The organism is Microbulbifer sp. ABH2_005 (assembly GCF_056160005.1).
Genome location: NZ_JBSWWI010000001.1, coordinates 1,552,127 through 1,564,446 on the forward strand (window position 1 = coordinate 1,552,127; position 12,320 = coordinate 1,564,446).

The following is a 12,320-nucleotide window of genomic DNA, read 5'->3' on the forward strand; positions in this document are numbered from 1 at the left end:
AGGAAAGTTGTTGGCGTTATTATGTCTAGACTTTTCTAATTTTTAGAATGTAGTTAGATTATTTTTCATTGAAATACACACATTTTTTGTGGTCTACAATCAGTTGAATATATACATGCCTTTTCAAAAAAGTGATAACGCTTATACTATTTCTTAAATTTTTGAGAGTGACTTTTCAGCGTTTAGGGTAAATCAATGAACTACTCCTTCGTCCAAAAACTTTCAGCAGAACTCATCGGTACCTTCATTCTAGCGACAGCGGTATTGACTTCTTTAACACCAAGTAACCCTTTTCCTATAGCGACGCCGATTGCCGCTGGACTGGCGTTGGGACTTTGTGTCTATATCATAGGGGGGATTTCTGGTTGCCATATCAATCCTGCCATCTCTTTTTCCATGCTTATCTCTAAGAAGTTAAGCTTTAAGGATTTTATCGGCTACGTAATCGTTCAGGTATGCGGCGGAGTTCTGGCGCTACTAATGGTGACCATTTATGTTCCTTTGGGGCAAGAGGGATGGTTGGTATCCCATAAGGCATCAATATTTAGTGGTATAGGGGAGGGGCTGGGAACGGCATTTTTTAGCTTTGGTGTTATGGCTACAGCCCATAACAAGGATATTGGGAAAGCTACTTCGGGGATTGTTGTCGGCAGCTCATTGTTATTGGGGTTGATTGTATCCCATAATGCTTCATACGGCATTTTAAATCCCGCCGTGGCCTTGGCCACAAAAGCATGGAGTTGGGATTATTTATTAATGCCTTTCGTGGGTGCTAGTGTGGGGGCTTTGGTTAGTTATCTACTATTCAGACCTCGCGGTCACCTACAGGAGAGTTAAGATCGTTAAACACAGTTATTCTATGCAAGAAAGAACCTAATAATTGGGAGTAGATTCTTTGTTGTTTTATATGTTCTCTTGATTCTCTACGTAAATTGTTTTTTTCCTTTGAAAGACATTGTAAAAATTTAGATGGGCTTGGTAAGAAAAAGTATCACTCCTGTTTTTATATTCCTTGATCCAGTTAACGAGCATATCTAGATTGGAATCCTGAGCTTCTTTGGATACATACTTATGTGGTTCCCAAGGCCTGCTCCTGGCATTTTCAATACATTGGTCAACACTAAGATCCATAAATATAATTTCGGTCGCCTGATCACTAAGAAGCTCTAGCAAATCGGTATAACAGCCCTCTATTACCCAGCTTTTATGTGTTTTAAGAAAAGTCTCTATCTTAACTCTTGATTTTTCCAAAGGCATTCTTTGTGGAGTTGAGGTTGGCAACCATGCCAAGGTGTCTAAATCTAGGTGAGCTAGCCCTCCTTTCTTTGAAAGTTTCTTTGCTAGAGTCGATTTGCCTGAGCCTGAATTTCCAAAAATTAGTATCTTATCCAACTAAGTAACCTTTCTTAAAATTATAAGGAATGGGGATGTAGGGTGTATTAATTAACGTTTTTAGTATGGTAGCGTCAAGAACAGTAGGCTCGCAACCTCACAAGATTAGCAAGCCCAGTTGTTGTTTCCTACTGTTTCCGAGTTGAAACTAAACTGCTCACATAGAGTACGAGATAAGTTATAGAGATATATTAGCCTACAATACCTTTAGCAATATCTAAGTGTTGATGCTGCGGATTGTATCTTATTCCATTATTAGGTGAAAAACCATAGTGCTCAGCTAAGGCGGTTACTAGCACATAGGTATAAAAATCACCGATGGAAGTATCCCCATTAAATTTGCCCGCTGCCTTTAAGATTTCTTGCTTGTTTTCAGCGAGTTGCCTCCCTGTTTTTTGGAAGTTTCTAATATCTCTGACATCACTATACATCCAGGCAATAATGATTGAGTTGCCCACATTCGTTGGTACAAATAAGCCTACTATATTTGAGGCGACAGCTAGAAAATCACGCCGGATCGTTTTGTAATACTCGCTCCAAGAGGCATCCACTGAAGCTAGATTTTTTCTCATGCCGATGAGTGCAAGATAAGTTGCAATAACGCCATTAATTTTTGATGTAATATCCTGCATTGATGATACTAAACATATATTTGAAACCTCAAGATTGTCTTCTCTATCTTTTATAAGGGCGTTGTTCTTTGAGATTTTTTTGTTTATATCATTTGTTAGGTGAGTTGTAGAGCAGCGCCTTTGATAGTCGACTGCAGCCAACCTAAAATTGGTTCGCATTTGGTCTAGTCGTTCGATTTCACTGGCTGGCACTTTCGATGTTAAGTATTCTCTAAGGAAAGAATGGATAGCTAAAATACAGCTAACTTCACTATTCAGATTGCTCCAGTAAACCTGCCCCTTGGCGGAACGGTCACGACCCGCAGCATAATTGTTGGCAACATCTTTTCTAATGATTTTATCCCAGGCATCATAGCCAGTAGAGCAAAATTTAATCATCTCTTGTATTTTTATATCATTAAAAATATCTGCACCCATGTTAAATCCTTTCATGAAGTGGGGTAGTTAAAGTATTGAGTGAATGTTACTTAAATGTGAAATCTGTTACAGAAGGTGGGGTTATGATTCTGATGCTAAAAACAAGGTAATGCTTAGAGCCATAGTTCTGATGTGGAGTAAAGGCCATACCTGGTTCCCAGTAAGTAAGTTCCACCAATAAACTCAAGTAATATTAACATATTTTTCCATCAGCTAGATTACTTGTTGGCACACTAGGACCGCACAGTCTAAATATTGTACTTCTTAACCTGAGACACGAGAAATAGGGCTTCCCTAAGTAAAATGTATATCTTTTAAGGGTGTTAGTTGGTACATATGACTTAGTTGAGGGGCGGTTAGTTTTTTGCACGAACGTATCAAAAGACAGTAACTATTAATACAGAATATAGGGTTAAGAACACACAGTGCTACAGCATCAATGTGAACGTATCTCTGTATGGGAGAAAGCAGCTTCATACGCAAATGACAACGTGTGAGCATGAAAATCCTATATAATTTAGCCTGTTAGCGTGACCCCAGTAAGAATATTGATACTGATCATTTATTTAATTTTTTTATTTTTTTAATAAAGCTTCTCCAAACTTTTGCTACACGATTTACTCCTTCTTTCACCAGATGGGTAACTTTTGCTTACTTATTGATATATGTTTTTATCCTATATTACTAATCTGCAATCATATCCTGGTCTTTAGAGTTTATGGCTATATTCCTGAAAAAGGTTTGCACGTCAGCTACCGTGAACATGGAAGTTCAGTGAATCCAGTAAGAGAGGTACATCATGGGTAAGAAGAAAGCAGTAAAGACTCCAGCTAAAAAAGGCAAACTTACTTCAAATCAGCCAGTTAATAGCGATAACTGGTCTGATAAAAAGCATGGCAAACCTTTAGATAATAACCGAGGTACAGCGCCTCAGAGGCCAGGGGCATAATCTAAAGGTTCCACCGTAGATATATCCGGCTGGGTTTTCATACGTTTGAAAATTCCAGCCGATAATTTGAGACGAGAACTAGTAGGTCCTAAACATAACTTTGTTACATTGAGATCATTACCTGTTCATCAATAATTTTACGAGCTAGCGATAAAGCAGGGTCATTACCATTACTATCGCGGTCTGCGGGAGTTATCATGACATCGGGTTCGAAGTCCTCTCGGTAGGTTTTATTTACGTGGTATAAGCGTTCAAAACCGAGTTCTATCCAAGTGTCACTTTTGGTTAGTTTGACTGTTTTTATACCGCCCAACAGATCGGCCATGGGCGCCCCGATAACTGCCAGAGCACCGATAGCATCTAATCCAATAGTCATCCCTTCTCCCATACTACCGGTCCAACGACCTGCTAATACAACAAAAGGTTTTGTATAATGAGGTGTATTGGGCTCAGCATACGCTTTTTCCATTCTGACATGCTTATATGAAATACCTTTTTCTTGTGTTTGATATAATTGATAAACTGTTTTCTTTTCCACAAAGTGCCCTAAGATTGGCTCTGCAACACCTGTATTTCCGCCGCTAGGTGTGTTGCGAAGGTCGATAATTAATGCTTTAGTTTCTAACAATGCATGTATCGCCTGCTCAAAGGCGTTAACAGTATTTATGCTGCCTAATGAGTTGTTAATTCGAATATAACCTATATTGTCAAATTTTTTAAAAGTTATTGTGGGGCCATTAGCAATTGCATTTATCGAATCATAACTTGCTGCCAAATGATAGGTTTTCAATTTTCCGTGATTCTTTAAGGTAACTATCCGTTGTCTATTTCTATAACCACCTAAACTAACATTTATGCCGTAGTTAATTTGATTTATCGAGAGCTGTTCAAATTTTCTACCAAATACTTTTTCAATCGATTTTTTCACGGGTAATTTATCAATGATTATGATTTCAACACCAGGACGGATTCCAGCTAAATCGGCCGCTGAATCAGCCTTAACATCCTCTATTATGAACTTATTATTTTTGTACGTAGCTCTTATATCAGATCCAGTCGGAAATACGCTGAAATCATTTTCATCATATGGGCCAAGGTTTAGATGGGGGTCGTGAAAATGCCGTAAAAACATTTGACTTATATCTGCAAACTCTTGCCTAGTGTTTGCACTAATAGCGCGATTTTCAAATTCATCAAATATCTCTTGGGCATAGAAATCTTGACGGTCTAAATATGCGTATTGTTTCTTGACAACACCTGCAAGTTCCCTCCAGGCATCTTTAGAATTAAATTCTGTATCTTTTGACGATTTGAAACAGCTAACTAGAGAGCCGGCAAGTATCAAAGGAATCAAAAATTTTATATTCATACTACCTATTTAACCTAAGTCAATTTAATGCTGAGTTCAAATGTACCAAAAATAGAGCACAATTTTTATAAAAGTAAAGAGCTTAGCGATCTTGCGGGAAGAGGAGTATAGCTTTAAGCATCGGCTGAAATCCCTTGTCGAGAGTAGCTCCTTAAAGGATGAAATGAGCATACGAATTGGAAATACGATAAGGTCCATCAATACGTCTATATCTGCTCGGGCCTTCATTATATTTAATGTATTCAAGGCCCAGTTCACTGGAAGCATATTCACTAAAAAGCTTAGTCTTCTCCAGATTTACGTCTGATCCCATATTTTCTCGCCGTCTGAAGAAAATCCCAAGTTAAAGCCACAACTGAAAAAAATATGGAAGCAAGAATGTTCAATGTCTTTTCTGAGGGGCTACATCATGTCTGTGTTCTTAACGTCTTGCTCAGTAGACACTGGAATGAAGCCGCTTTGAGCGAGCATAGCGTACAGCATAAAGCGAGCGAAGTGTAGGTGGTCAGCTGTGGAAGCCTATTAACTGATAATTCTCAATCCGGGTATTAGAAGGAAATCCGGTCGTGCAAAGAGATACCAATGATTCTGGCTACTGATAATAGCTCGATCTTGAGACCTCTAAATACTTACACATCACGATAACCGGAAATGCCCTTACATACTCTTGTATCAGTGCGCACTTTTCACTTGGTGATTCGCAAAGTACGCAGCTGTCTTTTAGGAACTCAACCTCCTGGCGAGCTTCATGCAGTTCCTTTTTGAGCTTGCGAACTTCAGCGCTCTCCTGTTTGGAAGAGTCGACGCCATCTAAACTATTAAATTGTTTATCAGATAGTCGATTAAATTGACGGGGCCAGTTATAGATCTGCTATGCGCTAACTCCTAGCTCCCGCGCCACAGAAGCCGTTGTTGCTCCAGATTATCTCGCTCTCTTAACTGCTTCTCTGTGGAACTCCTCCGTATACGCCTAAGTTCTCTTTTTGATCATGGTACACCCCCATGTTAGCCCGAAGCCTAACTATACAAGGTGTCTACTAAGCGTGGGTAAGTCTTGTGGTTAAGGCCTAAATAAGCGGCGAAGTGCGCAGCACTTTGTCCACTGGCTCGTATAGTTATGTGCTTGAGTTGCTTGTGTCGACTTATTCATTTCTATGCTTTACTTTATTACTTTTTAAGCTTCCATTCGTCAGTAAGCATACCTGAATAGCCCCAATTCTCTTCTTCTACCTCTTGGATGACAATATGTATGTGCTCTGGTGACTTATTTAGATGCTTGGCTAGAGAGTCAGTAATATCCTCTACTAGAGATCTCTTCTGGTCTCGGCTTACACCTTTAGTTATTTGTACATTCACATACGGCATATTTAATACTCAATAATATCTCGGGACTTTGACGTTCACATAGCGCCCGCTTAACAGGCAAATGCTGGTTGGCTAAAATCCGAAGCGCAGCGTAGGAGCCAACCAGTATTTGTCCCTGTTGAAGCGCTTGTTATATTTTAAACCAACTTACAACGATTGAATTAAGTTTGTGAACCAATCGAATGTAAAAACGGTTGTATAAATTTTCAAACAAACTATCCCGACAAACAGAACGATTAACCCAGCTTTAACCTTACGGCTTTTTACATTCTTCCAGAATGAAATCTTTGAGTTGATCTCACTTTTAACTTTCTCAAATCCTTCTTTCACACACCATTTCCCTGTATTGATAAAAGTTGAATACTGAACAAAAATATAACGAGGCTGTAGAAAAATACTTTTAGAAAAAGTCGTCTCTCCTCAGATCCCTCCAATTAAAATTTCGACCTAAATTTAGCTATATCACCAAATTTCTTTCATTGTATTAAATTTAGGCGTCTTGATGCCCTTAATTTATACTCAATCAGTGGATACTGCCATATCTCATCAACTTTTCAATGTTATGTACCAAGCAGAACATCTGCCATTGTCCCTGAACCTTACTTTTTCCTCGTAGCGAGAAGCGATTCAATCGCTTGTTGGTACCAATGTTCCCAAACACTGGCTCGACAACAGACATTCGATGCCCATAAATGGTCTTGCCCTCATTACTATCAACTCGCTTTTTCATCCAGTCAGTGGCTGTCCGCCCATTTGTCCAAGTAAGGGATACTTGCCTTCCATGTCCTTTTCGAGAGTCTGCAGAATTTGGGTTTCGCATACATTGATTTCTAAGGCTGCATTCCCTGCGGTCAGTGAGGCGCCCTTCGAATAATAGCTTTTCTTACCTTCACTAACTTGCTCTTCTTTTAACAAGAGCATGGATTTTCCTGTCGGACAGATGCAGGTTTTCTTTTTCTTGTTGAATGTAAATTCACTAGCAGGGAAAGTCTGCTCAGCACTAGCTCTACCTTTTTGATTACGCTTGCCATACTTGGCTTTTTGCTTAACAAAAGCTTTATCACGTGAACGGAATTTATTGTCAGGTATGTAGGCATTAATGCCTTTTTCTCGCAGGTAGCTATAATTAGCATCGTTGGAGAATCCAGTATCAGCAGTAATGATAACCTGCTTGTTCAAGATGTCTTCTTCTATTCCTATATTCTTATAATGGCAACTGATGCCATTGAAAATAGGCTTCAGTGTATGATGTTCTAGCCCCTCACCAAAGGCCTGTGCTTCAACAACTATCTGGTGCTTCCTATCAACTTCGGCAACACCGTTATAGCCCTGAATGGTTCCTTTGCTGGTAGTCATCTTGGCTGATTCATTATCCGTGATATTACTTTTTACCTCTTTAGGGTTTTTTCCTTGCCCCATCCTGGGGGAATGATTCTTTAATAACTGATCTATTTTATCAAAGTGTTTCTGCAGAGTGTCAGCCGCTTTAGCTACCGCTTGCTTTCGCTCTTTTTCTTTAGGCTTCCTGCCATCAAGCCACTTGTGCTCTTTGAGGCAATGTTTGATCTTCTTGCGAATTTTTTCCTGCTTCTGCTCTAGCTCTTTAAAAGTCCCTGAATGTTCTTTGCTGGCATTGGATGGCAACCTGCATCCATCTATTGCAAATAGTTCGTTACCAAGCAACCCCTGCTGATCGCAGACCAGTAACACTTGCTCAAACACCGACTCAATCGCATCAGGATGACTACTTACGAAACTCGCAATACTAGTGAAATGCGGAACGGTATCGCATGAAAGAGCTTTGAAGAGGATATTGTTCTCACATTGCCATTGAATTTCACGACTTGAAGTAATGCCTTTTGAGTAAGCAAACAATATGATTTTCAGTAGGATAGCTGGATCATAGGCGGTTCGCCCGCTGCTATCATTTTGATATTTTTTATGGAATGCAGAGAGGTCGATATGGTCATCAATCAAATGATGAAGTGTAAACTCAAATGTTTCAGGTTGTAGTTGTTCTTCGAAATTTATGACGACCATTGCATCTTGATTGTAATCGTAACGTTTGAAATTGGGCATATGGATAATCTCGACATCAAGACCTCCATTTTAACAAAAAAGCTAACTTTTAAGAGTTTTTCTACAGCCTGAACGCCCTGTTAAGGTGTGAGCAACGCAATACAAAAGCCGCCGCATACTACCTCAATCCCTTAAACCAAGGTATGGTGAAAATATCACGCGTTGCGAATCACTCTTGAGCAGTTTGTTAGTTTTATTGCTGGCGGCTCAATAATAGGCTTGCTCCAGACATAGCCAAAAAAGTTGCGCAACCTCTATTGAAGCGCTTTGCCATCTCCGGCTTCGTGAACCACTGCCTTAAATAGAGTCCAAATATGGCATAAATCGATATTGCACCCATTTCTAAAATTAGGAATGTAGCCCCCAAAGCGAAGAACTGCTCATTTATGCTAGCCGAAACATCGACGAATTGTGGCAGAAAAGCAGTAAAGATTAAGATAGCCTTTGGATTGCCAGCGGCTAACAAAAATTCTTGTTTGGCTAAACCTAGTCGGTTGCGTGTGTTTTCTAATTCAGAGACAGGACTTGCTTCCGAACACCAAAGATTAAAGGCAATCCACAACAAGTAAGCTGCGCCCACAATTTTAATCGTTAGAAATAGAGTCTCAGAAGCATAGAGTATGACAGCTAAACCTGAAGTAGCCAAAGCAATCATTACAGCGAATGCAGCAATACGACCAAGACCAGCAATGAAAGCGGATTTAAAACCGTAACAACGAGCATTGTTCATGGACAATAGATTGTTTGGACCAGGAGTCATATTGAGCGCAAAACACGCAGGTATAAAGAACAACAACTTCCAGATTTCCACAATATTTCCTCCATAAAACTAACGCCGCTGGCAGGGGCAGCTTACCTTGTGCGCGTGTTGCGCGAAAATGGGAGCGAAGCGACCTGCGCAACACGTGCACAAGGTAAGCTGTCCCGCGGAGGGCCGCAGGCCCGGAGCAAACTGCCCGGCTTTGTTAGTGTTGGGTCTGCCAACTCGAATTTGCTATTTACACTGAACTACCATGCCCTTGTCTGACGTGGCTATGGGCTTACCATCCAAGCCTTTCATAACCCCTGGTTGATTATGAGAAGAAACCACATCATAACCGCCAGGGCAGACTGCGCCAGCCTTCTCGTAGCATTTTGAAATTGAAACAGCGGTACCAGAGCAGTTGATGGTATAACCAACGCCACCACTCGGAAGCACAATTTTATTTGCGTTTGCACACCCTCCCATCGCACCAAAAATAATCAAAATAGTAATTATTTTCTTCATATTTGCTTCCTTATTATTTTCTGGTATCGCTAAACACTAACGCCGCGCTCAACCGCTGCCAAAAGTGGCGCTTTGTTTTGCGGTCTTTAGCGAAACAAGTGACAATTTTGGCAGTCGGCTGCAACGCCTTGCTATAAGGCTATTTAAGCTCATTCAATGTATCAATTAGGTCTTTGGATATAAGGCCGGGGAAGTCATTAATTACAGTATTGATGATGTCCTTCTTTAAAGCGCTATCTCCATCATTGTTGCCTCTTACTCCACGCAGCTGAGGCCAAGTTTCTTTGCACATTCCTTCATACTTATGACCTTGCAGAGTAAGTATGTCGGACCGTATATTGATAGACCTTCCATCAATAAGAGCACTCTCAACTACAGTTTTCTCTTCACTCTCCCAAGTTATTTTTTCTTCAACAGCATCAATGAGAATTTGCAGTGCTTGTTTGTCGTTTGTAATTCTAGTGGTTAATTCAAGATAAGAATTACAATCATCAAAGCCAAGATCTGTGGGTGAAGAAAATTTCTTATGTATAAGGTATAGCCCTAAGAAATGTGGCTCGAATAGATAGTTTTCAATTGCATAACGCTTACCCATTCCCAAGATTACCACTTGATTTTCTGGGTTATTCTTTAAGTCCCAATCAATCAAACCATATACTTGAGTATTCCCCATATCCCGAAGTTTTCGAGTTATCTCCAAAACAGCATCGCAATTTGACCCATTCAATGTATGAGGCGGCAAGAATTGGGGCGTTGTAACAAAATCAGTTGTTCTAGATATTATATCAAATAAGGATTCGTAATAGACTACGTCGTATGTATGTTCTACAAATACTTGCCTTCTACGTTCTGTAGATACTCTTAAATTAGGTATTCCATACGTCAAGATTCTCATGGAGTCCTGCAAATTACACTGCTCAGGCTGCTTTTGGCTTGCAGTCATCTTGTAAAGGGAGTTGGCAGGAGTGCAAGCTACTGTTGTAGGGGAGTGAGTGGATAATATAACTGGAATACCATGTTTATTTACGATTTCCTCTTCCACGATTTCTAGCATTAGTTTTGACATAGATGGATGAAGAGGCGCATCTGGTTCATCTAGAATTAGAATTTCAGCTCGATCACCTATCCCTGTAGAATTATACATAGCTAATGCCAGTGACATTAGCGTCTTTTCACCTGTTGAAAGATCGTTAGTATTTACTTCGATGTTTGAGGTATTGTGTATAAGTTTGAAATCAAAAGTTGAATCACGTTTGGTTCCCATAGGATCATTGACACTATAGGGCAAACACAGTCTTTCTAGAATTGAATTCACAAATATCCAAGGAGCTTCACCGTATCTTAACTTGAACTCCTCATCATTAAGATAATGAGGAGCATCGGCAATCCCTTCTTCTTCATACACTCTATTCAGCTTATTATCTAAGTATCTGACATGATAGGACTTAAATATCAATGCAAATTGAGTATTGAATAGATTATTACCTGATAGATCCATCATGCTAATCCGGTCAGCAATAATATCCTCGGTTAGCTCTGACGGCATGATCCCCGACTGTCTGGATATGCTTAGCAAAGCATCTTTGTGCTGTTGGTTGCGAATGTGTGGCAATATAGCATCTTGCTCAGGAGAAGCTGCGGCTGGAATCATGCGCTTATTCCTGCCCAGCTTTTGTTGAGCCTTCTGTAACTCTTGCCAAACCTGTTTTACTTTCTGTGATATTTGAGTTGGGTCACAGCGTTGGTCTACTTGAGGATTTAATGCTCCAAAGCCAATGTAACTTATAGATTTAAGCTGCTTTCCATCAATTGAGATCTGTCCGGTATTATTATCATTCAAGGCTTCAAATAGATGAGTTTTCCCGCTTCCGTTTTCCCCTGTCAGAACAGTAAAGAATGGTAATTCAAATTCTAATCCTGCAGATATTGACTTATAGTCTTTGCTAATTTTTATTTGCATTACTCATCCTTATTAGGTAATCCCGCATTACAACTCGACCTTATAACGCCGCAATCAGCCGCGGCCAGCTTTGTGCGCTTTTTGCGCGACAATGAGAGCGCAGCGACCGCACGAAAAGTGCACAAAGTTGGCCGTCGGCTGCATTGCCTGGTTATTGGGATCACTGCGACAGGGCCTGCTCTACAAAACACTGCAAGAGCCCCTCATCTTCATACAACTCTCGATATTCAGCCAATGGCAAATTACCCTCATTGTATTGCTTCTCAAAAAAGATGCGTAATCTCCACGGGTCCGGGTCAGGCTTGTTAAAATCAAAGTCTATGCCACCAACATCAGCTGTCCTATATATATCTACTCCTACGCCATGCGTTCTATACATCCAGTTTGTTCCTGGTATGGAATTATTGCCTCTAAGATCCTGAGTAAGAATGTCCTCTGCCGATTCTAGACCGAAGGCTCTCTTTAGTAATTCTTCCGCCCATAGTCGTTGCGCATACCAAAGAGGAATTATTCTTTTAATTTTTTCTAAATTATCCATGCCTATTTCTGGCCCAATAACGCCCGGCTTTGGGGCGGACTTGTAGCTGCGAAGCAGCGGAAAGGCCGTCCCAGCCCCAAAGGGGAGACAACAGCCGCTTGTTAACTGCCTTGCACAATGCCATAAGTTATTAGTACTGTTCCCGCTAGTACCCCAACACCAAAAATCAAGATAAAAACCCAGGCGAAAGGCCTAAACCCCAACCATATCAAAGATCCTTCAAAGCTCTTAATCGGTCCATACATCAGCACAATAAACAAGCAAAGCATGCACCAAAACCAAGCAATAGTTAGTATCGCTGAAGACAGTGGGGACCATGCAACAAATGGAATAAAGGGCGCGAGAACAAGGA

10 protein-coding genes and 1 pseudogene are annotated in these 12,320 nt (G+C 40.4%); 2 read left to right on the forward strand and 9 right to left on the reverse strand.

The window, feature by feature from the left end:
- The first annotated feature begins 195 nt into the window (after positions 1 to 195).
- On the forward strand, positions 196 to 837 hold the full coding sequence (locus tag ACXAFI_RS06855) for an MIP/aquaporin family protein (protein ID WP_152453944.1): 642 nt from the start codon (positions 196 to 198) through the stop codon (positions 835 to 837).
- 66 nt (positions 838 to 903) lie between these two features.
- Here the strand turns inward: ACXAFI_RS06855 and ACXAFI_RS06860 are convergent, their stop codons facing one another.
- Both ACXAFI_RS06860 and ACXAFI_RS06865 read right to left on the reverse strand, forming a co-directional pair.
- Entirely contained in the window at positions 904 to 1,392 is a 489-nt protein-coding gene (locus ACXAFI_RS06860) for an AAA family ATPase (protein ID WP_475108184.1), read from the reverse strand.
- A 191-nt stretch (positions 1,393 to 1,583) separates the two neighbouring features.
- Positions 1,584 to 2,441: a hypothetical protein gene (locus ACXAFI_RS06865; RefSeq protein WP_475108185.1), complete on the reverse strand. Its 858-nt coding sequence runs from the start codon at positions 2,439 to 2,441 to the stop codon at positions 1,584 to 1,586.
- Between the two features lie 799 nt (positions 2,442 to 3,240).
- Here ACXAFI_RS06865 and ACXAFI_RS06870 point away from each other — a divergent pair.
- Complete coding sequence (locus ACXAFI_RS06870) at positions 3,241 to 3,390, forward strand: hypothetical protein (RefSeq protein ID WP_475108186.1); 150 nt, start codon at positions 3,241 to 3,243, stop codon at positions 3,388 to 3,390.
- Positions 3,391 to 3,493: 103 nt separating this feature from the next.
- Here ACXAFI_RS06870 and ACXAFI_RS06875 read toward each other — a convergent pair whose 3' ends face one another.
- The 7 genes and pseudogenes from ACXAFI_RS06875 to ACXAFI_RS06905 all read right to left on the reverse strand — a co-directional run bounded on the left by ACXAFI_RS06875 (position 3,494) and on the right by ACXAFI_RS06905 (position 11,968).
- The gene (locus tag ACXAFI_RS06875) at positions 3,494 to 4,759 is read right to left on the reverse strand and encodes a S41 family peptidase (RefSeq protein ID WP_475108187.1); all 1,266 of its coding nucleotides are present in this window, start codon (positions 4,757 to 4,759) and stop codon (positions 3,494 to 3,496) included.
- 1,167 nt (positions 4,760 to 5,926) lie between these two features.
- Complete coding sequence (locus tag ACXAFI_RS06880; protein ID WP_475108188.1) at positions 5,927 to 6,124, reverse strand: tautomerase family protein; 198 nt, start codon at positions 6,122 to 6,124, stop codon at positions 5,927 to 5,929.
- Between the two features lie 523 nt (positions 6,125 to 6,647).
- Positions 6,648 to 8,203, reverse strand: a pseudogene (locus ACXAFI_RS06885) (transposase).
- A gap of 193 nt (positions 8,204 to 8,396) precedes the next feature.
- Positions 8,397 to 9,014 carry a LysE family translocator gene (locus tag ACXAFI_RS06890; protein WP_475108189.1) on the reverse strand — a complete coding sequence of 206 codons (618 nt, stop codon included), beginning with the start codon at positions 9,012 to 9,014 and terminating at the stop codon, positions 8,397 to 8,399.
- 183 nt (positions 9,015 to 9,197) lie between these two features.
- Positions 9,198 to 9,470 (reverse strand): hypothetical protein, encoded by a 273-nt coding sequence (locus tag ACXAFI_RS06895; protein ID WP_475108190.1) that lies wholly within the window; start codon positions 9,468 to 9,470, stop codon positions 9,198 to 9,200.
- Positions 9,471 to 9,609: 139 nt separating this feature from the next.
- On the reverse strand, positions 9,610 to 11,430 hold the full coding sequence (locus ACXAFI_RS06900; protein ID WP_475108191.1) for an AAA family ATPase: 1,821 nt from the start codon (positions 11,428 to 11,430) through the stop codon (positions 9,610 to 9,612).
- Between the two features lie 160 nt (positions 11,431 to 11,590).
- Positions 11,591 to 11,968 carry a DUF6896 domain-containing protein gene (locus tag ACXAFI_RS06905; protein WP_475108192.1) on the reverse strand — a complete coding sequence of 126 codons (378 nt, stop codon included), beginning with the start codon at positions 11,966 to 11,968 and terminating at the stop codon, positions 11,591 to 11,593.
- Between the last annotated feature and the right edge of the window lie 352 nt (positions 11,969 to 12,320).

Bases quoted from the DNA above. Each gene is read 5' to 3' on its own strand.
- ACXAFI_RS06855 (WP_152453944.1), top strand. From the start codon at position 196: ATGAACTACTCCTTCGTCCAAAAACTTTCAGCAGAACTCATCGGTACC.
- ACXAFI_RS06865 (WP_475108185.1), bottom strand. From the start codon at position 2,441: ATGGGTGCAGATATTTTTAATGATATAAAAATACAAGAGATGATTAAA.
- ACXAFI_RS06870 (WP_475108186.1), top strand. From the start codon at position 3,241: ATGGGTAAGAAGAAAGCAGTAAAGACTCCAGCTAAAAAAGGCAAACTT.
- ACXAFI_RS06875 (WP_475108187.1), bottom strand. From the start codon at position 4,759: ATGAATATAAAATTTTTGATTCCTTTGATACTTGCCGGCTCTCTAGTT.
- ACXAFI_RS06880 (WP_475108188.1), bottom strand. From the start codon at position 6,124: ATGCCGTATGTGAATGTACAAATAACTAAAGGTGTAAGCCGAGACCAG.
- ACXAFI_RS06895 (WP_475108190.1), bottom strand. From the start codon at position 9,470: ATGAAGAAAATAATTACTATTTTGATTATTTTTGGTGCGATGGGAGGG.
- ACXAFI_RS06900 (WP_475108191.1), bottom strand. From the start codon at position 11,430: ATGCAAATAAAAATTAGCAAAGACTATAAGTCAATATCTGCAGGATTA.
- ACXAFI_RS06905 (WP_475108192.1), bottom strand. From the start codon at position 11,968: ATGGATAATTTAGAAAAAATTAAAAGAATAATTCCTCTTTGGTATGCG.